This window comes from Bradyrhizobium sp. Ken01 (assembly GCF_055807355.1).
Window position 1 is genome coordinate 49591 of record NZ_JBVVPC010000035.1, and the last position, 20855, is coordinate 70445.

Here is a 20855-nt window from a genome sequence, read left to right on the forward strand (position 1 = left end):
CCATCCGATTTTACCTCCGGCGACGCTGCGTGCCGACAGGAAGCGCGCTCACGACTGCACATGCCAGCATAAGCAGGCCGCACAGAGACTTCGGCAACCCTAAACCGAGAATGACGAATGAGCGGGATTGGCGATGAGATACCGCCAGCCGAGCCAAACGCATGCAGATTTTCCGCCCAGGCGCTGACACGGTCGCAAAGGTGCTTCTGGCCTCGTGCGGCGCCGCCCCGATCCTTCTGGTCGGGTTAGCCTACAGTATCATGAGTTCGCCTTACGCAACTGGACAAGATGTGACGCACAACCAGCCCATTCCGTTCAGTCATCAGCATCATGTCGGCGGTTTAGGGCTTGATTGCCGCTACTGTCACACCTCGGTCGAAAAGGCACGCTTCGCCGGCCTGCCACCGACTGAGACATGCATGACCTGCCACTCTCAGCTTTGGACAAACGCAAGCATGCTCGCCCCGGTGCGTTCGAGCCTGGCCAGGAATAAGCCGATCGCCTGGCAGCGGGTCAACAAACTGCCCGACTACGTCTACTTCGACCACTCGGTTCATGTCACGAACGGCGTTGGATGCACAACGTGCCATGGCCCCGTCGATCAGATGCCCCTGATGCGCCAAGCGGCGCCCTTGACCATGCAGTGGTGCATCGATTGCCACCGTGCACCCGAAAAAGCGCTGCGTCCCCGCGAGGAGGTGTTCGACACGAAATGGACAGCACCAAAGAACCAGGAGGAGCTCGGCCGCGCGTTGGTGGCAAAATACCATATCCACGTTGATCATCTGACGGACTGCTCGGTATGCCACAGATAGATCAGTTGCCCGTCAAAATGGTCCCGCGCGTAGCCGGCCCCAAACTGGACCGCCGCCAGGCATTGAGCCTCCTCGCGGCTGGCGTCGCAAGCGGACTGGCGGCTTGCAGCCGCCCCGACGAACAGATCATCCCTTATGTAAGGATGCCGGACCGCCTTGTGCCGGGCGAGCCGATGAAATTTGCGACGACTCTGGCGCTCTCCGGCTACGGGCGCGGAGTGCTCGTAAGTTCCGTCGATGGGCGCCCGATCAAGGTCGAAGGCAACCCCAGGCATCCGGCGAGCCTCGGTGCGACCGACGTCTTCATGGAGGCCGCCGTATTGTCGCTCTACGATCCGGACCGCTCACGGACAACGCTTCACGAAGGCGCCCTTGCCCCCGCCGAGGCATTCGGCGCGGCTCTGCTGGGCCAAAACCGACTGCTCAAGCAACGCAGTGGCAAGGGGCTACGACTTCTCACGGGTCGGGTGAGTTCGCCCACGCTGCTGCGACAGATCGACGATCTGCTGGGCCAATTTCCGAACGCTGCGTGGCACGCCTATGACCCCGCCGATGATGTCAGCGCTCGCGCGGGCGCAATGTTGGCCTACGACCGACACCTCGAGACAGTGCCACACCTCGCGCGCGCGCGCGTGGTGGTCGCGCTTGGTGCCGACCCGCTGGGCCATGGTCCGGACCAACTCCGAAACGCAAAGGGATTTGCCGAGCGCCGCCAGCCGCAGCACGACGGCTTCTCGCGTTTGTACTGCCTTGAGGCGGCCCCAACGCTAACCGGGGCGAAAGCTGATCATCGGCTCGCGTTGCGGCCGGCAATCATGAATGAAGTGGCGCTTGCAATCGCCAAATCGCTTGGCGCAGCTGTCCGGGCCCCCGCAGTGCCGGACAATTTGAAAGAGCTCGTAGGGAAAATTACCTCCGATCTTAACTCCAGTCCCGACAGCTCCATCGTTCTCGCCGGCCCAACGCTTTCTGCCGAGACCCACGCGCTTGTGCATTGGATCAACGCTCGCCTCAATGCGCCATTGGATCTCATCGATGCAATGGATCAGACGCCTGCCGGGCGCCGGCCGGGAACGCTCGGTGAATTGGTTCGCGATTTGGAGGGGGGCGGCGTCGATCAGCTCGTCACGCTGGGCGTCAACCCAGCGTACGATGCTCCTGCCGATCTCAATTTCACCAACGCTTCCGGAAAAGCGGCGTTTCGACTGCACCTTGGCTGCTATGCCGATGAGACCGCAGCGCTTTCGAACTGGCACGTTCCCCTGAGCCATCCACTGGAGGCCTGGTCTGACCTGCGTAGCATCGACGGGACAGCCAGTCTGGTCCAGCCGCTGATCCGGCCGCTATATCGCACCCATACGGAGCACGAGCTCGTTGCGCTTCTCACGAGCGGCGATATGGCCTCGCCGCGCGATCTCGTTCGACAGACCTGGCAGGCCCAAGGCGGAGCCGACTTTGAGGCCTGGTGGACACGCGCGCTTCATGATGGTGTCATCGCTGGCAGTGCCGCGGCGCCGGAGCGACCTGCACAGCCCAAGCTACCGCAGTTTCCAGAACCTGGTGCCGCGTCCGGATTCCAGCTGGTGTTGCAGGCCGATCCAGGTATTTGGGATGGATCGTTCGCAAACAACGCCTGGCTCCAAGAATGCCCGAAGCCGCTGACGAAGCAGGTCTGGGGTAACGCTCTCGCGCTCAACCCCGAAGACGCTCGCCAGCGCGGTGTCTCTGACGGCGAGGTCGTCTCGATCCGATCAGGCGAGGCCTCGATCGACGCACCGGTGCTTATTGAGCCGAGTGCCGCGGTCGGCGTCGGCAGTCTGGCGCTTGGGTACGGCCGCAATCGCGCCGGCGCGATCGGAAACGGCATCGGATGCGATGCCAATCGGCTCCGGACCACAAAAGATCCCTGGACCATCACGCAAGCTGTCATCGCAAGGACCGGCCGAAATCAAGAACCGCTCACAACGCAGAACATCGTACGCGCGGCGGACTATGTTTCCGAACTCTACCCGGTGCGGAAACTCGCGGAGGCTGCAAGGACGCGCTCGTCTCCGGAGGAGGAGCACGCTCCCAGTCTGCTGCCGGAGAAAGCGCCTCGCAGCGGGGATGGATACGCTTGGGCCATGGTCATCGACACCTCGCTGTGCATCGGCTGCAATGCATGCGTGGTCGCGTGTCAAGCCGAGAACAATGTGCCCGTGGTCGGTCCGGAGGAGGTCGCTCGTGGTCGGGACATGCACTGGTTGCGGGTGGACGCCTACGATCATGGAACAGTGGCCGATCCGGCGCTCGGTTTCCAGCCGATCCCGTGCATGCATTGCGAGCACGCGCCGTGCGAGCCCGTGTGCCCTGTCGCCGCTTCGGTTCACGATAGCGAAGGGCTCAACGCACAGGTCTACAACAGGTGCATCGGCACGCGGTTCTGCGAAGCCAACTGCCCCTACAAAGTACGTCGGTTCAATTTCAGGGGGTACGCCGACGGCCAGGAATACGCCAATCTCGGCTTTGAATCCTATCTGGCTCAAAAGAATCCAGAGGTAACCGTACGCGCTCGTGGCGTGATGGAGAAGTGTACTTACTGCGTCCAGCGGATCAGTTCGGCGCGGCGAGCGGCAGAGCGCGAGGATCGGGTAATCGGGACCGACGAAGTGCGTACGGCCTGCCAGAACGCATGTCCGACCAGCGCGATCGTCTTTGGCGATGTCAATCAGAATGGATCGAGCGTTAGTCGGCGCAAATCGGATCCTCGACACTACGCGCTCCTTGGCCACTTGGACACGCGTCCTCGGACCACCTACCTGGCCGACGTTCGCAATCCTCCATCTCTTGATGGTGATGGCAAATGAACGCCGTGCTTGAACCGAATGCGGCCGCGCCCGCCCCATGGGTTTCTTCGTACCGGGCCAGCGATGTCGAGATCACGCAGGCTGTGACGGCGCCTCTGTTTGCAAGGCCGGGAAAATTCTGGTGGATTGCTCTCCTGGTCAGCGCGCCCTTTGTCGCCTGGCTCGTGGCAGCACTGGTCTGGGTGTTTTACGAGGGCATCGGCGTCTGGGGGGTCAATTCCACCGTCGTGTGGGGCGTTGCGATTGCCGACTACGTGTGGTGGATCGGCATCGGCAATGCAGGCACGCTGATCTCGGCAATGCTGCTGCTCACACGGCAGCGATGGCGCGCCTCAATCAACCGGTTCGCCGAGGCCATGACGCTATTTGCGGTTGCCATCGCGGGGCTGATGCCTATCGTGCATCTCGGACGTCCGATCTACGCCTATTGGCTGGCTCCCTACCCCAACACGATGTCGCTGTGGCCGCAGTGGCGAAGCGCGCTCGTTTGGGATTTTTGGGCGATCATCAGCTATTTGCTGTTCTCGATCCTGTTTTGGTACGTCAGCCTCATTCCGGATCTCGCAACCATGCGAGATCGAACCAGGTCGCGCACGGGTCAGTTGCTCTACGGCGCATTTGCGCTCGGGTGGAGCGGCTCGGTGCGGCACTGGCGTGCCCTGAGGATCCTTCATACGACCATGGCCGCGCTCGGTGTGCCGCTGGTGTGCTCCGTGCATTCCATCGTCGGGCTCGATTTCGCGGCAAGCTTGATGCCCGGATGGCAGGAAAGCATATTTCCGCCGTACTTCGTTGTTGGCGCGATGTACTCGGGGTTCGCCATGGTCGTCGTGCTTGCCTTGGCGATCCGCTGGGGCTTCGGACTTCAAGCCATCATTACGGGCAGGCACTTCGACGTCATCGGTCGTGTCTTGCTGATGTCCTCGATCGTGATGGGCTATTCCTACGCAACGGAATGGTTCATGGGATGGTATGGCGGCGCGCGCAGCGACCGCAGTCTCGTGGCTTTCGAGTTTACCGGGACTTATGCACCCCTTTTCTGGGCTTTACTGAGCTGCAATGTCATCCTGCCCCAGGCGCTCTGGTTTCCTCGCGTCCGAAGGTCCTTTGCTGCCCTATTCGCGATTGCGATCGCGATCAACGTCGGGATGTGGTTTGAACGCATATTGATCGTCTGGAATACACTCTCTCATGGATACATGCCGAGCCTTTGGCGGGTCTTTCACTTCACCATTTGGGACTTGGCATTCGTCATTGCACCGCTGGGCTTCTTTGCGTTTCTGTTCCTGATCTTCGTGCGACTGATCCCTGCGGTTTCGATGTTCGACATGCGCGAACTCGCACACCGGGAGAACGTGGCATGACTGGGCCTCTCCTGGCGGAATTTCCGGATCCCGCCACTCTGATCGCTACCGCTCGGAGCCTGAAGGTCCGCTCGGAATTCGGCCTCCTCGATGCTTTCACCCCCTTTCCTGTCGAGGAGCTCGAGCAGATCATCCCCGCCAGGCGCTCCGGTACTCGAGCGACCATGCTCTTGGCCGGGTTCTCCACCGCTGCGTTTGCATTTGCCCTGCAATGGTACAGCGCGGTCGTCGACTATCCCATCAACAGCGGTGGACGTCCCCTGAACTCATGGCCGGTTTTCCTCCTCGTGCCCTTTGAAGTTGGCATATTCGCAGCCGCCCTCGCCGGGTTCATTGCTCTGCTGTGGTCAACAGGGCTGCCGCAACTGCACAATCCATTGTTCGACGTTGTCGGCTTCGAGCGGGCTTCGCAGGACCACTATTTCCTGCTCGCGTGCGGAGAGAACGACGAGACGACGCGCGAGCTCCGCCAACTGCTTCGCACGACCGGCGCAACGAGAGTTACGGAAGTGCGTGCACCATGATCGGCCGCCTGGCAATCCCCCTCACCCTGGCGTTGCTGCTTTCCGGCTGCAACGACGTCTCGATGACGCAGCAGCGACGATATGGAACGTTTTCGCGCGCGGCCCTATTCGAGGACGAGACGGAAGCACAGCCACTGCCGGAGGGTAGCGTGGCGCAAGGAGACATCGAACGTCAAAGGCAAACGCAGCAGCGCCCGCCTATTGGCGCGAGGCTGCTCGCGCGTGGCCGCCAGCGCTACGAGATCTATTGTTCTCCGTGCCACGGGCTGTCCGGAATGGGCAACGGAATAATCGTGCAGCGCGGGTTTCCGGCGCCGCCGTCCTACCACGGTAGCCGGCTTCGGGCCGCTCCCGCCGAGCACTTCTTCGACGTGATCACCAATGGCTACGGGGTGATGTACTCGTACGCTGCCCGGGTTGATCCAAACGACCGGTGGGCGATCGTAGCCTACATACGGGCACTCCAGGAATCCCAGGGCGCGAATGTAGCGGATGCTCCCGAGCTACGGAGCAGGTTGCCATGAGCTCCGATGCGACAATCGTTCGCTTCCGTAATCTTCGCCGGTTTCGAGCGGTTTCCGGAATTCTGCTGCTGAGCGCCGCGGTAATTGTAACAGCGGGATATAGGACACCAGCCCTCTCTCGGGGCTGGCTGCTCGCGTTCGCCATTTTGAGCTGCCTGCCGATCGGCAGCATGATCTTGTTGCTGATACATTCACTAACCGGCGGCCGATGGGGCACTGTAACGGCCGCAATGTTGAGACCGTCGGCCGCGCTCACCGCGGCGGTGGCCATCGCCTTTCTTCCTATATTGGCAACCTCCAGCCAACTCTACCCCTGGGCACAGGACGGCTCGCAGATCGCCCAGGATGTTGGACGCTGGTACTTGAACTGGGGTTCCTATGTTTTGCGCGCTGCCCTTGCCCTCGGCGGATGGAGCGTCCTCGGGATCACGTTTGCTTTGGGCAAGGGCGGTCGTCTCCTCGCGGGGCTGGGGCTTGCCTTCTACGGCGCCACCATCAGCCTCGTTGCGGTGGACTGGTTTCTGTCTGTCGAGCCGCACTACGTCGAGACTGCCTTTCCGGCGATGATTGCGATCCAGCAGCTCGCAGCGACGCTGGCCTTTGTTGCGCTCCTGACCGCACCCGCCCTGGATGAGTCTGCGGCATCCGATGTCGGCGCGCTGCTGCTCGCGGTCTTGCTTGGCGTCGTCTACCTGGAATTCATGACCTATCTTGTCGCGTGGTACGGCGATCTGCCCGACAAGGCCGCATGGTACCTCAAGCGAAGCTCTCCAGGTTGGGCCACAACGATCGTACTTGCGTTTGCTGTTGGCGCTGCTCTGCCATTCTGCATCTTGATCGTACGCAGGTGTCGGCGGAGCCGCTACGGCCTGCAATCGGCTGGGATATTGGTGCTGCTCGGCACCGTTCTCCACTTTTGCTGGCTGATCGTTCCTGCCTTTGATCAGCAAGGCGCGGTGCTCATCTTTGGCATGGGTGCGCTGGTCGCCTTGGGCGTGAGTGCTTTGCTGATCGGAGGTGCCATCAGTCCCGCTTTGGAGGCTCAGCATGGCCAATGAAGAAATGGGGCGCCGGGCGTTGCCGCAATCGCCGGACGTTGCCACCCGCAACATTCTCATTGCGGTCGGGGGCTATCTCGGTTTCGTGGGCGTGGCCATGATAGCGATCTTTTTTTACGTTGAGGCGGATGCGCCTGCCGCTTTCACCCCGCCTGCCCGACGACAATTCCCGCAGCCCGCCCTCCAAACCGCTCCGGACCAGGATCTCGCCGGAGCATTGCAGAATGAGCGAAAGCCTCTCTCTCAGTACAGCTGGATCGACCAAGGCAGGGGTCTCGCCAGGATACCCATCGATAAGGCCATTGAGATCGTGATTGCCAGAGGCGACCGCGGTTACGATCCTGTCGACAAGTCAAATCCCCCGGCGGCCGAGAACGTCAACGGAGTGCGGCAATGAGAATGCTCGCGCTTGCGGTGCTCATGGCCGTCTGGTCCTCCAGCGCCTACGCCGGTTTGACGAAACAGCAGCTCGACAACGTCGCGCTGGCGCCTCCTGAAGGAGCTCGCGTGCCGATGACGCTTGAGTTCCAGGACATGAATGGCAATGAGACCTCCCTCGGTCACGCGATTGACGGGCGGCCCACTGTGCTGCTGCCTGCGAACTTCACGTGTACCGAAATCTGTGGCCCGGCGCTCACGATTGTTGCGAGTGCGCTGCAGCAGACGGGATTGGCGGCTGGACGCGATTACAGCGTCGTGGTGTTCGGGATCGATGCCGGGGACGATCCGGCCGCAGCGCGCAGATTCGTGGGCGGACAAGTCGGCGGCCCCGGGGTATCGGTTCTAATCGGAAGCCAGACAGCAATCGACCATCTTACGACGACCATCGGGTATCGCTTCGAAACTGATGGCCAAAATAGCGCCGTCGCTCACCCGGCGGCGTTCGTTACCCTTACGCCTGACGGTCACGTTTCGCATGCGTTTTCGAGCCTGGGCTTGCAACCATTCGATCTCAAACTTGGGTTGCTGGAAGCTGGACAGGGAGGGATTGGCGGACTGAGGAGCCGCATAGCCCTACTCTGCTACGGATTCGATCCCGTTCATGGCATCTACACCCGGCGAGTCGACTTCGCCCTGAAGCTAGGCTGCGCATTTACCGTCGTACTTCTTGCGATGGCGATAACCATCATGTGCCGGCGGTCGCGGCGCACCGGGATGATCGCATGAACACGATTTTCACCCTGCCGGAGGCAAGCACGCAGGCTGCTCGTGTCGACGGCATATTTGCCATTCTCGTGGTGGTCTCGGCTCTCACGCTTGCGCTCGTGTTCGGTCTGCTCGTCACATTCGCCATTCGTTATCGTCGGGGTTCCAAGGCCAAACGCGGCCGATTGCCTGAAATCGTGAATCGCGAATTTGAGGTGAGCTGGACAGCCGCGACGTTGTTCCTGTTCGCATTTCTATTCTGGTGGGCGGCCTCTGCCGACGTAGGCGCCCTCACAGCTCCGGCAAACGCGCTGGAGGTGCATGTTCTCGCAAAACAATGGATGTGGAAGACGCAGCATTCGAACGGTGCTCGCGAGATAAACGAGCTCCATGTTCCGATTGGAAAGCCGGTGCGTCTTGTCATGAGCTCGCAGGACGTCATTCACTCGTTCTTCGTGCCTGCTTTTCGCATCAAACAGGACGTTCTGCCCGGGCGCAACACAGAGATCTGGTTCAAGGCGACCAAACTCGGGGTTTTTCCGCTGTTTTGTGCCGAGTATTGCGGCACCGATCATTCGGCAATGCGCGGCCGGGTCACGGTAATGGGCGAGGACGAGTACGCGCGATGGTTGAGCCGACAGCCGGAAGGCGATGATCTGGGTCACCTCGGCGCGAAACTGTTCGTGTCCCAAGGCTGCTCGGGGTGCCACGCAGGATCGTCCAGCGTGCATGCCCCCAAGCTCGACGGGCTTTACGGTCGGACAGTCCAGTTGTCGGACGGCCGGCAGGTGAAAGCAGACGATGCCTATATCCGGGATTCAATCCTCCAGCCGAGGCGCGACGTTGTGGCGGGGTTCGAACCGATCATGCCGAGCTTTGCGGGGTTGCTCGACGATGGAGAGGTACAAAGTCTGACCGCATACATTCGCTCTCTCGGACAGGAGCAAGATCATGAGTGACGTCGTGCTCGCCGGCGAACTGCCTTTCCCGCAGCGACCGGACTATCTGGGGGCCGGGAGCACGCTGCGATCCTGGCTCACCACCACCGACCATAAGCGCATCGCCATTCTCTATGCGGTCACGATCACCGTCTTCTTCTTCATGGGCGGGGCCGCGATCACGGCAGTCCGCCTCGAACTGTTCGTGCCGAACGGATGGTTTCTGACCTCCGACACCTATAATCGGCTATTCTCGTTCCACGGTATCATCATGGTCTGGTTCTTCCTGGTGCCGTCGATCCCGAACACGTTCGGCAATTTCCTGATGCCGCTGATGATCGGAGCGCCTGATGTCGCCTTTCCGCGCCTCAACCTGTTCAGCTGGTACCTGACCCTGGTTGGCGGGGCATTTGCCGTCTACACTCTCATAGCCGGAGGCGTCGATACCGGTTGGACGTTCTACACCCCGTTCTCGACGATGTTCTCCAATACGCACGTTCTCACCGCCGCGGCTGCGGTGTTCGTCGTGGGCTTCGCGAGCATCGCAACGGGTGTGAACTTCATCGCGACGACGCACATGTTGCGCGCTCCCGGTATGACCTGGTTCAGGCTGCCACTGTTCGTGTGGTCGATCTATGCCACCTCGATCGTCATGGTGCTGTCGACTCCTGTGCTCGCGATTTCGCTCATGCTGGTGATAGCAGAGCGTTGGTTGGGGCTGCCCATCTTCGATCCCACACGCGGGGGCGATCCCATTCTCTTCCAGCACCTGTTCTGGTTCTACTCTCACCCGGCGGTCTACATCATGGTGCTCCCGGCTATGGGAGTGGTGTCGGAGATCATTCCCTGCTTCGCCCGACGCCGGCTCTTCGGTTACGACTTCATGGTCTACGCCATCATTGCCATTGCTGGGATCGGCTTCTTCGTCTGGGGACACCATATGTTTGTGTCGGGGCAATCGCCATATGCGAGCCTTATCTTCTCGTTCCTTTCCTTCGTCATTGCGGTGCCTTCGGCGATCAAGGTCTTTAATTGGACGGCCTCGCTCTATCGCGGACAGATCAGCTTCAATTCGCCAATGCTCTATGCACTCGGTTTCGTGGGATTGTTCACGACTGGAGGACTATCAGGGCTGTTTCTGGCTTCGATCCCGGTCGACGTCCACGTAACCGATACTTACTTTGTCGTTGCGCATTTTCATTACATCATGGTCGGCGGTTCGGTGTCCGCGTTCTTCGGTGCCCTGCACTTCTGGTGGCCAAAGATCACCGGGAAAATGTACCCGGAATCCTGGGCACAGTTTGCCGCCATCACGATGTATTTCGGCTTCAATATGACTTTCCTGCCGCAATTTTTCGCCGGGTATCTCGGAATGCCACGGCGCTATCACACCTACCCGGCGGAGTTCCAGCTGTACAACGTTATGTCATCGGCCGGCGCCGCCGTTCTCGCCGCCGCTTATCTGCTTCCGCTGATGTACCTGACCTGGTCCCTTCTTCATGGCAAGCGCGCACCGAGCAATCCCTGGGGCGCCACCGGGCTGGAGTGGACGACGTCCTCGCCGCCGCCGCCGAACAACTTCGATATCCAGCCGCTTGTCGACCGTGGCCCTTACCAATATCACGCCGAACGAGAGTCGGCCGGTACCGACGCCCCAGAAGTTCAGAACGCCAGGTCGCTACGATGACGGACGCAACCGCACTGCTTCGAGAACCCTGGGTGCACTTCGAGCGCCAGCAACGGGCGGGAAAGTTCGGAATCTGGGTCTTCCTCGCAAGCGAGACCCTGTTCTTCGGAGCACTTATGCTCACCTATGCGGTCTGCCGGGTCGAGCACCCGGAGGCGTTTGCCGCAGCGGGGCGCGCCACAAACATCTGGTTCGGCACGATCAACACCGCCATCCTGCTTACGAGCAGTCTCACCATGGCGGTCGCGTCGCAGGCTGCGGCCCAGAGCGAACGCTCCCGCACTCTCGTCCTCACCTGCCTCGGCCTGACTGCGGCGCTCGGACTTTCGTTCATTGTCGTGAAGGGGTTCGAATACGAGGAGGACATCGACAAACATCTGATCCCTGGAGCGGGCTTTGCGCTGTCACAGGCAGCCGCGCAGCTTTTCTATGGTCTGTATTGGCTGGTTACCGGGGTGCATGCGATCCATCTCACGATCGGCATCGTGCTTGTCGTCAGGCTCATCGTGCTTGGAGCAACCAGGCGAATTCGCCTGCGCGAGAATCCCGAAATAGAAGTCACCGCGCTCTATTGGCATCTCGTCGATATCGTCTGGATCTTTCTGTATCCGCTCATTTATTTGCCAGGGAGAGCCTCATGACCGGAAATCGATCGCATCCAGGCCGTTCGTCAGCTCTGTGGGTCAAGAACGGGATCATCTGGCTCGCACTTCTCGCTTTGCTCTTACTGAGCATGTTCCTGGCTTACATTCCTATGGGTCCCGTGACCGTCGCATCGGGAATTATTGTCGCGGTCATCAAATCGAGCTTGGTTGTGGTGTTTTTCATGGAGCTCATCCAAGCTCGCGCATTGGTCAGGCTTGCCGCCGTCTCCGGCTTGATCTTTCTCGCGGCCATGTTCTTGCTTACTTTTGCAGATGTGCTGACCAGAACAGGGAAGATCTAGCCCCGCCAAACAAAGCCGGTGCTCCAGCGTACCATTCTGACGAACGGCTGGCGGGCGGCCGCGTTCTAATCGCCGAGAGCGAACCGTTGGTTTTTGATCCGCTATGCAGCGCTATTTCTTCGACCAATGCGAGGGCCTCAAGGTGAGGCTGGATCACGTGGGCATGGTGCTCCCGAACGAGGCTGCGGCCCGACAGGAAGCCTTGTATGAGCTGGCCGAGGCTTTTAGCGAGGCCATCCTGACCGACACAGGCGCGCATCCCGTAATTCGGATCAGGAACGAGCAACGCGTCCTCGATACGGTAAGTAGTCTCCGCCCAGACGGACCGAGCTTCATGACTCGGGGGAGTCGCCTTCCTGCTTCCAGCCGGTAGTCCAGCTCGATCCACGGGCGGCGCCGAATTTTACCGGTTGGCCGAAACCCATCGCCAGGCGTTCTTCGCGCGTCCGAGTCGAACATCCGCCGCCTGAATCTGCCCAGGCAGAGCCTGCTGATGCGGCTGGGGCATTCAACAGGCGATGTAGATCTTCGAAGGGCCCGCGTTGCGGCTGCAGCGCTCCTTACGCAAAAGACGCTCGTCGGCTTGCCCTACCCCAGATGAACGCACGAGGCGCTTGCAACTTCTCCTGCTCGCCGGGTGCTCTACCTCCAAACTCGGCCTCGCCTGAAGCACGGCATAGCGGGCATTAGCTACAAGCACCGTCCGACACTCGTGAGCTGACGGACGTACTCGCGGTGAATCAGCTGGAAGCAGGCACATGAGGTCTGCCGAAGGAGATCGGGGTTCGTGATCTCGATGTGCCCGCGATGCGTGCTGATGACGCCCTGATCCTCCAGCTCGCTCAGGCACTCAGTTACGCTCGCGCGCCTCACACCGAGTAACCTACTGAGGACATCGTGCGTGAGCGGCAAATCGTGAGAGTCCAAACCTTGGCTCGCCACCAGTAGCCACCGTGCGAGCCGCTGCTTAACCGAATGGACTGCGTTGCAAACCCCCGCCTGAGAGGTTTGCACCATAACAACCGCAAGGTAACGATGAAGAACTTGACGGAAAGTCGGAAGCCGATCTGCCAGTTCAAGGAAGTCGGGAGCGGAAAGGCGCAATGCGGAACCGCCCACCTGCACAACACGGCGGTGCGGTGCTGCCTGAGCTCTGCCCGTCAGTAGAAGAATCGCGCCGACGGCGCCTTCACTGCCGATGAGCCACGCTTCCACGTATTCGTTCTCCCCCACGTTCCCGCCGACGGAAACCAGACCGTCTGTCAGGAAGTAGACGTGCTCGAGCGGGGAGCGCCAATGATGAAGGATTTGCCGAGGGCGAAGCCGCACCCGCTCCGCCCTGGACTTGATGGATACGAGTTCCTCTTCGGGAAGCAACGCGAGCAGCCGGTTCTGCTTCACCGAAGTGGTCGCCTTCGTCCACATTGCTCCTTCGTTCAAGGCGTCCCTCCGAGCACAACTACAGGACCTTTCCCGCAGACGATGATTCCTCACATCCGGTCCGAGCGCAAGCCCGGGTGATTTCCGCGGATCGGCCACGTTCCTGTCGGCCGAGCTTCATACAAGATCGCCGCTGTCGCCTGGCAACTGAAGTTCTGTGGGGATTGCGGTTTGTTAATAAAGTCCCGCTGCCCGCGAGACTTGGCGCAAGCGAGGCGGAAGGAGAGCTCCCCGACCTAATGCAGGCGAGTTTTTGGAATCTGTCGGCGGTCGCCGTCGAGCCGAGGGCTGCCGCCAGACTCTAGAAGCTATCGATGTTCCTACTACACGTCGTCAGCTGACGCGCTCGCTCCGAACATCTCCAGTCCATCCACTCTGCCTGACATCATTGTGTGGCATGCGTCGCGCCTAACACGCGTTGTATGCACGGCGTCGTACCAAGTTTGGAGCTGGAGGCAGGACATAGCTCCGTTTCGCTGGTATGTAGTCATTCAAGCGAACGGGCAAAGCTGGAGCTGAATGTTCGCGCCCTCCAACGGTTCAGAACGATCTAGAGTGAGGCTACGATGTTGATCGACACCCAAATCGCGGACCAGATGCAGGAGGCAATTGATGCGACGTTTCGATCTCTGCCCGACATCTATAAGACGGAAGAAGTCAAGCTGGAGATGGCGCGCGTTGTTGCGTTCAGCACGCGCCCCTATCAAACGGCCGCACGACAAGCTGTCGTTCGGATGTTCGCGACCCTCGATCGCGCGGTGAGGAATCGCAGGAAGTTGGCCAACCTTCGAAACTAGTTGAACCGAGCTCTGAGCAACCTGGCCAGAGTGCCGGTCGAATGCTGGACAAATGAGCGGTGGGCGAACGGTGCGATTGCAGCTCGTTGTAAGCTGCCTTTTTGGAAGCTGTCTTTTTTGCTCCTCAGAGGGCCTCATGATATACAAGGAGAGTGACGACCTACTTTGGGTTTCTTCAACGATAACCGCTAATCGATGCCGATCAGCCAAGGCGTGCAGTATCGACAGTGATGTCAAACAGCGGCCCTCTAGGGCCGCGCACTGAAAGGCGCCAATGCTGCCCAGGATCGAGATTGCTTTCGAGCGTCCTTAGAGTCCGCAGCGCTTCACGCCATGCTGCATTGTCGTCCGGCAGCTCTTCACCATCGTCGTCCCTGAAAGGTTTGTGGTTGTCGATATGGAAGAAATATCGCGGCACAACATTGATCCTCGCTCAGGTTAGCATGTGATAAACACGGACCAGACCAATCCGGCGTCGCGGTGGAGCGTCATAATCATACCACAGCTAAGACGCGAGCTGAATTCGAGCGGTTTGGAATTCGGTACGGTCGCGGACAAAAAAGCTCCGATCAGTCTTCGCCGCGAACCAACGCAAGCCGGCGCTTGAACTTCATCAAAACTGAGTCAAAGCCCTTCGTCGTCAGTTCTTCTTGGATTGCCACGTGATAGGCTCTGCAGCCGCCGAGCGGGCGGCCTTTTTCTAGATTCAGGAGAAGCGCCATGCGATTGTCTTACGCCTTCTTTTTGATCCTGGCTTCACTCGTCCTCCCTGCAGCTGCTGCAGATGATCAGAGCAATCAGGAAGTCGTCAAAATTGCTGTTGCTTTTACAGAGAACTTTGACAAGCAAAACAGTGCTGGAATAGCCGGTCTTTTCACCAAAGACGGAGTGTTCGTGAGCCCTACCGGCGCACACACTGATGTTGCTCAGTTCTATGCTGAGGCCTTTAAAGCGGGTATTGAGCGGATAGAGGTCACGGTGAAGCAGGCAGCGCCGGTTGGCGTCGACGCTATCATCGGAATGGGTGAGTATCAGACGGGCGGAAGAGCTGCATCCGGTGCAGTCATTGGCGAGACGGGGCTTTGGACGGCAACATACGTTCGCGAGGGCGGGGTGTGGAAAATCAGAATGCTCACCGGCCTTCCCAAAGCACTCCCACCTAAATGACTAATAGTTCGCGAGGCGGCGACGCTCAGCGTGGTCACCAGCCGGCACGGCCCGAGGCTATTCGGGCCGCGGACCGAAATTGATCGAAAGCAGTTGAATTGGGTTCGCGGTCTCTCGAACCGCCTGCGAAGAACCTGCCAGCAACCCCCTAAGTAAGTTTCCCTCAGGAGGTGCTCACCGCACCGCCCAGACCAGGATGGCGGCCAACACGCAGACGATCGTGCAGGCCAACACAACAGCCGCCGTGGCTGCCCGGGAGCGGCCGAAATACCGACGCCGAAGCGGTTGTCCTGGCGGACTGCGCACCAGCTGGTTCGAGCCATCAGTTGCTGGCGAGACCGTGTTGATCAGCTCCGCCGCGGGTTGATGGAAACGTGCTTCGCGGGAAGCCTTGGCCGAACCTCCCCGGAATTTCGGATCCACCACCACCTCAATCCCTTTTTCTTCAAAATAGGCGATCGTTCTTGCGACCTCCTCCTCACTCATGCGATCGATCGGTAACGCCTCTCGAATCTCCTCAACTGTCAATGCGCCCCGGAGTTGGCCCAAGGCCGCTAGATCCCGAAGCAGGCCCTTTCGCGATTGATTGGCGGATGAGAGGTTCATGCGTCTAAAGGGGCAGCAATGTCGACGTTTGCAGGTACAACGCCGCCCGGAGCGAGTCGTTCGTCATAATGGTACGGTGGAGGACCGAATGTGCAGGATGCACTTACCCCTTCTCGCCAGCACGACGATCGTGAATCAGGACCAGCGAGTTCCACGGCGGCGAGCACAAGGACCATGAGCGCCAGGTTGACGGCGGTTGGCACCAACAGCGGCGCCTGCCGCACTATCTGCTCGCGCCCACTAGTACGCGGTCACCCTCGAGGATCAGGATTTCTCCTCGATCCGGCCGCTGCTCGATTGGCTCGACTACAACGGCTACACGGTCGTGACGAAGGCGACCAACGAATCCGTCGATCCGTACGGCCGGCTCAAGGTCCGCCGCCAAACTAGGCTACCGAGCGCTCGGCCACACTCGGACGCGCAGTCCGGGATCGAGCCGTTCGTATCTGATCTCGCCTCGATCTGCTGCACGAGGGGCTGCACAATCCGCGAACCCAATCCACCCGGATCGGCTAACGCAGAAAGGCCGGCGCCGTTGTCGGAGACCAATAGCTCGATTGCTTCCCCGTCCGACAGCTCGACCGTCATGTTGCCCGCCTTCTCGTCCGGAAAGGCGTATTCGAGTATCGCGAGCGCTTGATCGTGCGGCAGCGAGAAATCCTCGCAAAGCACCTGGAACGCGACAGGCCCCGAAGGCGCCAAGGACTGGAAAACCTTTTCGACGACCTCGCTGAGGAAGTAGCGCATATTGACGGAGCGCGAGTCCTGCTTCGGCGACGGATGATCGTAGAGCTCCGCCATCACCTGCAGCCTGCGTGCGGTTGCATCGAGCGGGCGCGCGAGCTCGGGGCCGCCATGCCTTGCCTCCAAACGGATCATGCTGCCGAGGATCGCGAGGTTGTTCTTGGTCCGGTGCGCCAACTCCTGCAGCAGCAAGGCTTTGGCCTTGTCGGCCAGCATGACGCGGCGGAGCTCCGTTCGCTGGAACTCGGCGATGACGGCGGTCCCGGCGGCGGTGATCGCGAACAGCGCGTTGGTAGATAGGAAATCGACCCCTAAACTGCCGGTATAGCTGAGGCAGATGCCCACTCCGACCGCAATGATCGCGGCGAAAATTCCCGATCCGCTATCGAAGATCAGACCCGAGACAAACACGCCCAGCAGCAGCAGGAAATCGCCCGGCGCCCCCGTTTGCATCTGCAATGCCAGCTGCACCACGGCGCATACGAGCATGATGCATGCGGATATGCAGCACCTCGCCAATCCGGGATCCGGTGCTCCAGAAGCAGCGGGAAGAGCTTGTTCATGGAATTCACACCGACGGCCCGCGAAGTGCCGTTCCGCTCGCGCCTGCAGCAATTCCGGTCCACAGATTGCTTCTGAATCCGACGCTCGCCTACGGACCAGCTTTCACCTGCGGCGATCACCCGCACCTTTGCGTCTCTGCCGACCAGCATGTGAGAACTGAGGTCGTGGTCAGCCGGTACGAGCTTCCACTTCAGCGTCAGACCAAGAAGCTGGACCGAATGCGATCCGAGATTCGGGGCGCGGCCCGGGGGCCCGGGCGCTCCTTCTGCCCCGAGGGAGCCTGGGCGTTTGAGTTGTTCTGGTTCTGCTTGTTGGCTTCGTGGTGTCCGATCGCGCATCCCGCCGCGGCGCCAAGCTTGCCGTGGCCCGCCATATGGCCGGCGACCCCGCCGACGATGGCCCCTTTGATGCATCCTTTGGCTCCGCCGGCGAGGCCAAGGCGAGTACGGATAGGCAGCCTATTGCCATCATCGTCTTCATGGTCCCTCTCCGAGTTGCTCGTTCCGGGAGATCAAGCCGCCTGGAGGAGGGCCGTTCCGCACCGGATGGCCGATGCTCGCCGATTACCGGGTACGCGCGGAGCTGGCTTCCCAGACGCCCCTCGCCGAGTGAATTCAAGAGACCCGCTCGAGACCCGCTCGATCGGCCGACCGGATCGGGGATGCGGGAACGGTCCAAAGCTTCGGTACTTCGCAGAATGGCATCAGATGTGAGGTTTCGAGGAGGATTCAGTTGCGAATACTCGTCGTCGAGGACGACCCCCTCATACGCGAATTCGTCGTGGAGGCTCTGCGGGAGGAGGGCTACGAGGTCATCCACGCGGCCAATGGCGAAGACGCGCTGGAATGGTGCGGGAAGCGGGTCGCCGACGTGCTCGTCACCGACGTCAGGATGCCAGGGCGCGTCGACGGCTGGCAGATCGCCGAGCGTTGCCGCGAGCGGGATCCCGACCTCCCGGTGATCTACACGAGTGGCTTCTCGCCCGTCGCGCCGCGCCCCGTATCCGGCAGTCTGTTCCTGCAAAAGCCCTATGATCCCGCGGAGATCGTCAGAGCCGTGAATGGCCAGGCGAGCTTCGCCGAGTTGAGGGGAGAGCCGTCTGGGGAGATCAGTCCAACGCTAATGCGTTGTCTGCCGGCCTTCGATCATGCGTCTGGATTCGCGCGACCAGACGACTCGAACCGGGCGGCTCCCGGCAGCTGCGGCCGGTAGGCGGAAGCGAGCAGCATCAGAAACAGCGCGCGATCTGCTTGGTACTTGGCCGCCACCCGACTGCCCTCCGCCCCCTGCATGACCGGACGGCCCTCAGTCGTGCAGAGACACCATTGAAACGTGCGGCGGCGCTGGCTCAGGTGAATCTCAAAAAGCGGGAGCTGATGCGGCATGACTCTCGTTTGTCTTTGCTTGGCGGCCGAGGTTCAGTGTTAATGAAAAAGGCTTTGATAGCTCGAGGCATTGGATATAGCTTCGCGTCCGGAGTTCGGATTCCTGCTCGGTTGCACGGAATGCGAGTGAGCGGCGGGCCAAGGCCGCCCCGTACCCCAACTCCCATCGCTTGAGCAAACCATTCGCCGGACGGGAGCGATGCTTCCGATCGGATCATTCAGGCTGCCCACATGTCGCCTTCGCCCAGTAGGATCGCCCTTTTCATCGACGGCGCCAATCTTCACGCCACCTCCAGGACGGTTGGCTTCGACGTCGACTACCGGCGCCTTCTGAACGAATTCCAGAGCCGGGGTACCCTGCTTCGCGCCTTCTACTACTCGGCCATCGTGGAGGATGAGGAATTCTCCTCGATCCGGCCGCTGCTGGATTGGCTCGATTACAACGGCTACACCGTCGTGACGAAGCCCACCAAGGAATTCGTCGATCCCTCCGGACGGCGCAAGGTCAAGGGCAACATGAACATCGAACTCGCGGTCGATGCCATGGAGCTCGCCGGCAAGCTCGAAGAGATGGTCCTGTTTTCCGGCGACGGCGATTTCCGCTCCTTGGTCGAGGCCGTCCAGCGTCGTGGCGTCCGGGTCACGGTGGTCTCGACCATGGTCACCCGGCCGCCGATGATCGCCGACGAGCTGCGCCGCCAGGCGGACGTCTTCACCGACCTGGTGGAGTTGCAAGGTAAGATAGGCCGGGATCTGTCCGAGCGCTCGCCAGCCCGCGAGCGGGGCGACGTCCGTGGTACGCCGCTGCGGCGCACCACCGCCGCGCCGCCGCGCGCCGAGCCCGACCAACTCATTCCGTAGGTCATGGAGCTCACCAGCCCTGCGCGCGAAATCGCAGGGCGCTTCTTGGGCGTCCCTTTCCGCACTCGACCGAGCTTCGATCATGAGCTCTTCGCGCCGCTCTCCTGCCTCGGCCTGCTGTTCGGCTGCGATGGCCACATCATGGGCGCCGCGCCCAGGGCCCTGCGACCGACCTGCTTCAGGTTCGACATCGCGGTCTCGCCACGGGTCGCGGCTTCGAGGATTTTCGAGGCGACGTGCGTGCGAGCGGTGGTCTCATGACGAGAAACATTCTCGCAGACTTCGTCGAGAACTGCGCGCAGCAGCGCGGTGGTTTCGGCATCGAGCATCGGGATGTCCCCCAGCAATGCGGCCATCATGCATGGAGACGGCGGAGCTGGAATTCACGCAAGTTAGGAATGACGAAAAATTCCGCGAACGGACGACAGGTCCAATAGCGTAGCCCCACCGGGGTCTTTTGGGGGGCTTGGGGCGGGGCCACGCCGGCCAGGCATTTACGCCAGGCCTGACGCACCAACTGGATTCCGCCGGCCTCGTTCCTGTGGGCGGACGCCACGTCCGAGCGAACGACCTACTGCTCCGGCGGAGGCAACGGGCTCTCCGCCCACTTCCGCGCAGTCGGGTCGTGCAGCGGGTCATCATCGCAATTGGTGCAGACGTACCACAGCCGCCCTGCCTCAGCTTCGTCGGGCACAGCTTTCACCGGCCTGCCGCAAGCCGGGCACGCCTTCCGTGCCGGATAGAGCTCTGCCATCTGATTTCCCCCGCAATGCCATTCTACGTCTGTGCACGGTGCGATCTCAAGGCGGTCGCGGAAAGTTGCATGGGGTCGCCGGCGCTTCTTGACTCCGCGACCGCAGGGTACTCAACGTCCGGCAGTGGTGTTGTGGGGGGTGCGTCATGGAGCAGGAATTCTATCAGGGTCTCGCGCAGCGGGTCCGGGCCATCGCCGAGAAGGCCGACCCGTTCACCCGACGTCGGCTCATGGATCTCGCCAAGCGGTACGATGCGAAGGGCAGTCCGACCTTGCGATCCGGAGCGACCGAGCGGCCGCTGCCGACGCCGCGCGCCACGCCGCCGGCTTCCATCTTCTCGGGGCGGGGCGAGGCCTGACAGGGCCGTTGTCAAGCCGGCGCCCTTCCCTGCTACACGTCATCCTCGGTCAGCCGGTCTCGAGCCGGGGTGTCAATGCGGCAGCAGCCGGTGAATCCGATGGCGACCGATTTCGTTGCCACGCGCGTCGACGACCGATAATTCGGCATCGTTGTAGTCCCGGTCATCGGTGCCGATCTCGAAGGCGATGCGCGCGCCGTAGGCGTCCGCTTCGCGCGGCGTCGCAAATTCCATTCCCTCGCTGCATCGTCGCCTTCGAGCGTTCTAAAACCGGAGCGTCATCGTGCCACGTGCATGTGGTCTTAGGATGACGACATCGATAGGTCGCCT

Annotated in this window: 25 protein-coding genes and 1 pseudogene; 19 read left to right on the top strand and 7 right to left on the bottom strand. The window is 61.0% G+C overall.

Annotated elements, in window-relative coordinates; translation table 11 throughout:
• Positions 1-161: 161 nt before the first annotated feature.
• From AC0L3S_RS28105 to AC0L3S_RS28165, 13 genes are all read left to right on the top strand, one after another.
• Positions 162-815 (top strand): cytochrome c3 family protein, encoded by a 654-nt coding sequence (locus AC0L3S_RS28105; RefSeq protein WP_473282728.1) that lies wholly within the window; start codon positions 162-164, stop codon positions 813-815.
• Complete coding sequence (locus AC0L3S_RS28110; protein WP_473282731.1) at positions 803-3661, top strand: 4Fe-4S dicluster domain-containing protein; 2859 nt, start codon at positions 803-805, stop codon at positions 3659-3661. The genes AC0L3S_RS28105 and AC0L3S_RS28110 overlap by 13 nt, the downstream gene beginning before the upstream one ends.
• Positions 3658-5025 (top strand): NrfD/PsrC family molybdoenzyme membrane anchor subunit, encoded by a 1368-nt coding sequence (nrfD, locus tag AC0L3S_RS28115; RefSeq protein ID WP_473282733.1) that lies wholly within the window; start codon positions 3658-3660, stop codon positions 5023-5025. The genes AC0L3S_RS28110 and nrfD overlap by 4 nt, the downstream gene beginning before the upstream one ends.
• Complete coding sequence (locus AC0L3S_RS28120) at positions 5022-5549, top strand: DUF3341 domain-containing protein (RefSeq protein ID WP_473282735.1); 528 nt, start codon at positions 5022-5024, stop codon at positions 5547-5549. The genes nrfD and AC0L3S_RS28120 overlap by 4 nt, the downstream gene beginning before the upstream one ends.
• Positions 5546-6073 carry a c-type cytochrome gene (locus tag AC0L3S_RS28125; RefSeq protein WP_473282737.1) on the top strand — a complete coding sequence of 176 codons (528 nt, stop codon included), beginning with the start codon at positions 5546-5548 and terminating at the stop codon, positions 6071-6073. The genes AC0L3S_RS28120 and AC0L3S_RS28125 overlap by 4 nt, the downstream gene beginning before the upstream one ends.
• The gene (locus tag AC0L3S_RS28130; RefSeq protein ID WP_473282739.1) at positions 6070-7131 is read left to right on the top strand and encodes a hypothetical protein; all 1062 of its coding nucleotides are present in this window, start codon (positions 6070-6072) and stop codon (positions 7129-7131) included. The genes AC0L3S_RS28125 and AC0L3S_RS28130 overlap by 4 nt, the downstream gene beginning before the upstream one ends.
• On the top strand, positions 7121-7528 hold the full coding sequence (locus AC0L3S_RS28135; RefSeq protein WP_473282741.1) for a hypothetical protein: 408 nt from the start codon (positions 7121-7123) through the stop codon (positions 7526-7528). The genes AC0L3S_RS28130 and AC0L3S_RS28135 overlap by 11 nt, the downstream gene beginning before the upstream one ends.
• A complete protein-coding gene (locus AC0L3S_RS28140; protein ID WP_473282743.1) occupies positions 7525-8298 on the top strand; it encodes an SCO family protein in 774 nt (257 codons plus the stop codon). Before AC0L3S_RS28135 ends, AC0L3S_RS28140 begins: the two co-directional genes overlap by 4 nt.
• Positions 8295-9236, top strand: coding sequence for a cytochrome c oxidase subunit II (gene coxB, locus AC0L3S_RS28145; RefSeq protein ID WP_473282745.1), 942 nt, complete (start codon positions 8295-8297; stop codon positions 9234-9236). Before AC0L3S_RS28140 ends, coxB begins: the two co-directional genes overlap by 4 nt.
• Positions 9229-10902 carry a cytochrome c oxidase subunit I gene (locus tag AC0L3S_RS28150; RefSeq protein WP_473282747.1) on the top strand — a complete coding sequence of 558 codons (1674 nt, stop codon included), beginning with the start codon at positions 9229-9231 and terminating at the stop codon, positions 10900-10902. Before coxB ends, AC0L3S_RS28150 begins: the two co-directional genes overlap by 8 nt.
• On the top strand, positions 10899-11543 hold the full coding sequence (locus tag AC0L3S_RS28155) for a cytochrome c oxidase subunit 3 (protein WP_473282749.1): 645 nt from the start codon (positions 10899-10901) through the stop codon (positions 11541-11543). The genes AC0L3S_RS28150 and AC0L3S_RS28155 overlap by 4 nt, the downstream gene beginning before the upstream one ends.
• Positions 11540-11848, top strand: coding sequence for a cytochrome C oxidase subunit IV family protein (locus AC0L3S_RS28160; protein WP_473282751.1), 309 nt, complete (start codon positions 11540-11542; stop codon positions 11846-11848). The genes AC0L3S_RS28155 and AC0L3S_RS28160 overlap by 4 nt, the downstream gene beginning before the upstream one ends.
• Positions 11849-11951: 103 nt before the next feature.
• Entirely contained in the window at positions 11952-12221 is a 270-nt protein-coding gene (locus tag AC0L3S_RS28165; RefSeq protein ID WP_473282753.1) for a DUF6894 family protein, read from the top strand.
• 317 nt (positions 12222-12538) lie between these two features.
• On the opposite strand, the gene AC0L3S_RS28170 is transcribed toward AC0L3S_RS28165, so the two are convergent.
• Entirely contained in the window at positions 12539-13288 is a 750-nt protein-coding gene (locus AC0L3S_RS28170) for a Crp/Fnr family transcriptional regulator (RefSeq protein ID WP_240543995.1), read from the bottom strand.
• 566 nt (positions 13289-13854) lie between these two features.
• On the opposite strand from AC0L3S_RS28170, the gene AC0L3S_RS28175 reads away from it, so the two are divergent.
• On the top strand, positions 13855-14085 hold the full coding sequence (locus AC0L3S_RS28175; RefSeq protein WP_369725724.1) for a hypothetical protein: 231 nt from the start codon (positions 13855-13857) through the stop codon (positions 14083-14085).
• A gap of 202 nt (positions 14086-14287) precedes the next feature.
• Here AC0L3S_RS28175 and AC0L3S_RS28180 read toward each other — a convergent pair whose 3' ends face one another.
• Positions 14288-14503 (bottom strand): DUF6894 family protein, encoded by a 216-nt coding sequence (locus AC0L3S_RS28180; RefSeq protein WP_085350381.1) that lies wholly within the window; start codon positions 14501-14503, stop codon positions 14288-14290.
• A gap of 151 nt (positions 14504-14654) precedes the next feature.
• On the bottom strand, positions 14655-14807 hold the full coding sequence (locus tag AC0L3S_RS28185) for a hypothetical protein (RefSeq protein WP_158091544.1): 153 nt from the start codon (positions 14805-14807) through the stop codon (positions 14655-14657).
• On the opposite strand from AC0L3S_RS28185, the gene AC0L3S_RS28190 reads away from it, so the two are divergent.
• Positions 14806-15252 (top strand): nuclear transport factor 2 family protein, encoded by a 447-nt coding sequence (locus AC0L3S_RS28190; RefSeq protein ID WP_473282757.1) that lies wholly within the window; start codon positions 14806-14808, stop codon positions 15250-15252. The two genes, AC0L3S_RS28185 and AC0L3S_RS28190, sit on opposite strands and share 2 nt — an antisense overlap.
• A 174-nt stretch (positions 15253-15426) precedes the next feature.
• Here the strand turns inward: AC0L3S_RS28190 and AC0L3S_RS28195 are convergent, their stop codons facing one another.
• Complete coding sequence (locus tag AC0L3S_RS28195) at positions 15427-15858, bottom strand: RNA polymerase sigma factor region1.1 domain-containing protein (protein WP_473282759.1); 432 nt, start codon at positions 15856-15858, stop codon at positions 15427-15429.
• Positions 15859-16102: 244 nt separating this feature from the next.
• On the opposite strand from AC0L3S_RS28195, the pseudogene AC0L3S_RS28200 reads away from it, so the two are divergent.
• Positions 16103-16237 (top strand): annotated as a pseudogene (locus AC0L3S_RS28200) (LabA-like NYN domain-containing protein); the annotation flags it as partial.
• Here the strand turns inward: AC0L3S_RS28200 and AC0L3S_RS28205 are convergent.
• Entirely contained in the window at positions 16174-17091 is a 918-nt protein-coding gene (locus AC0L3S_RS28205) for a sensor histidine kinase (protein ID WP_473282761.1), read from the bottom strand. The pseudogene AC0L3S_RS28200 and the gene AC0L3S_RS28205 overlap by 64 nt on opposite strands.
• Positions 17092-17898: 807 nt before the next feature.
• Here AC0L3S_RS28205 and AC0L3S_RS28210 point away from each other — a divergent pair.
• Positions 17899-18378 (top strand): response regulator, encoded by a 480-nt coding sequence (locus AC0L3S_RS28210; protein WP_473282763.1) that lies wholly within the window; start codon positions 17899-17901, stop codon positions 18376-18378.
• Positions 18379-18782: 404 nt separating this feature from the next.
• Positions 18783-19412 (top strand): LabA-like NYN domain-containing protein, encoded by a 630-nt coding sequence (locus tag AC0L3S_RS28215; protein WP_085350375.1) that lies wholly within the window; start codon positions 18783-18785, stop codon positions 19410-19412.
• A gap of 80 nt (positions 19413-19492) precedes the next feature.
• On the opposite strand, the gene AC0L3S_RS28220 is transcribed toward AC0L3S_RS28215, so the two are convergent.
• On the bottom strand, positions 19493-19741 hold the full coding sequence (locus tag AC0L3S_RS28220; protein ID WP_473282765.1) for a hypothetical protein: 249 nt from the start codon (positions 19739-19741) through the stop codon (positions 19493-19495).
• A 571-nt stretch (positions 19742-20312) separates the two neighbouring features.
• Between AC0L3S_RS28220 and AC0L3S_RS28225 the strand changes: the two genes are divergently transcribed.
• Complete coding sequence (locus AC0L3S_RS28225; RefSeq protein WP_473282767.1) at positions 20313-20525, top strand: hypothetical protein; 213 nt, start codon at positions 20313-20315, stop codon at positions 20523-20525.
• Between the two features lie 72 nt (positions 20526-20597).
• Here AC0L3S_RS28225 and AC0L3S_RS28230 read toward each other — a convergent pair whose 3' ends face one another.
• Positions 20598-20759, bottom strand: coding sequence for a hypothetical protein (locus AC0L3S_RS28230; RefSeq protein ID WP_473282769.1), 162 nt, complete (start codon positions 20757-20759; stop codon positions 20598-20600).
• Positions 20760-20855 lie beyond the last annotated feature (96 nt).

Bases quoted from the DNA above. Each gene is read 5' to 3' on its own strand.
- AC0L3S_RS28105 (WP_473282728.1), top strand. From the start codon at position 162: ATGCAGATTTTCCGCCCAGGCGCTGACACGGTCGCAAAGGTGCTTCTG.
- AC0L3S_RS28110 (WP_473282731.1), top strand. From the start codon at position 803: ATGCCACAGATAGATCAGTTGCCCGTCAAAATGGTCCCGCGCGTAGCC.
- nrfD (WP_473282733.1), top strand. From the start codon at position 3,658: ATGAACGCCGTGCTTGAACCGAATGCGGCCGCGCCCGCCCCATGGGTT.
- AC0L3S_RS28120 (WP_473282735.1), top strand. From the start codon at position 5,022: ATGACTGGGCCTCTCCTGGCGGAATTTCCGGATCCCGCCACTCTGATC.
- AC0L3S_RS28125 (WP_473282737.1), top strand. From the start codon at position 5,546: ATGATCGGCCGCCTGGCAATCCCCCTCACCCTGGCGTTGCTGCTTTCC.
- AC0L3S_RS28130 (WP_473282739.1), top strand. From the start codon at position 6,070: ATGAGCTCCGATGCGACAATCGTTCGCTTCCGTAATCTTCGCCGGTTT.
- AC0L3S_RS28135 (WP_473282741.1), top strand. From the start codon at position 7,121: ATGGCCAATGAAGAAATGGGGCGCCGGGCGTTGCCGCAATCGCCGGAC.
- AC0L3S_RS28140 (WP_473282743.1), top strand. From the start codon at position 7,525: ATGAGAATGCTCGCGCTTGCGGTGCTCATGGCCGTCTGGTCCTCCAGC.
- coxB (WP_473282745.1), top strand. From the start codon at position 8,295: ATGAACACGATTTTCACCCTGCCGGAGGCAAGCACGCAGGCTGCTCGT.
- AC0L3S_RS28150 (WP_473282747.1), top strand. From the start codon at position 9,229: ATGAGTGACGTCGTGCTCGCCGGCGAACTGCCTTTCCCGCAGCGACCG.
- AC0L3S_RS28155 (WP_473282749.1), top strand. From the start codon at position 10,899: ATGACGGACGCAACCGCACTGCTTCGAGAACCCTGGGTGCACTTCGAG.
- AC0L3S_RS28160 (WP_473282751.1), top strand. From the start codon at position 11,540: ATGACCGGAAATCGATCGCATCCAGGCCGTTCGTCAGCTCTGTGGGTC.
- AC0L3S_RS28165 (WP_473282753.1), top strand. From the start codon at position 11,952: ATGCAGCGCTATTTCTTCGACCAATGCGAGGGCCTCAAGGTGAGGCTG.
- AC0L3S_RS28175 (WP_369725724.1), top strand. From the start codon at position 13,855: ATGTTGATCGACACCCAAATCGCGGACCAGATGCAGGAGGCAATTGAT.
- AC0L3S_RS28190 (WP_473282757.1), top strand. From the start codon at position 14,806: ATGCGATTGTCTTACGCCTTCTTTTTGATCCTGGCTTCACTCGTCCTC.
- AC0L3S_RS28185 (WP_158091544.1), bottom strand. From the start codon at position 14,807: ATGGCGCTTCTCCTGAATCTAGAAAAAGGCCGCCCGCTCGGCGGCTGC.
- AC0L3S_RS28195 (WP_473282759.1), bottom strand. From the start codon at position 15,858: ATGAACCTCTCATCCGCCAATCAATCGCGAAAGGGCCTGCTTCGGGAT.
- AC0L3S_RS28205 (WP_473282761.1), bottom strand. From the start codon at position 17,091: ATGCTCGTATGCGCCGTGGTGCAGCTGGCATTGCAGATGCAAACGGGG.
- AC0L3S_RS28215 (WP_085350375.1), top strand. From the start codon at position 18,783: ATGTCGCCTTCGCCCAGTAGGATCGCCCTTTTCATCGACGGCGCCAAT.
- AC0L3S_RS28220 (WP_473282765.1), bottom strand. From the start codon at position 19,741: ATGCTCGATGCCGAAACCACCGCGCTGCTGCGCGCAGTTCTCGACGAA.
- AC0L3S_RS28225 (WP_473282767.1), top strand. From the start codon at position 20,313: ATGGAGCAGGAATTCTATCAGGGTCTCGCGCAGCGGGTCCGGGCCATC.
- AC0L3S_RS28230 (WP_473282769.1), bottom strand. From the start codon at position 20,759: ATGGAATTTGCGACGCCGCGCGAAGCGGACGCCTACGGCGCGCGCATC.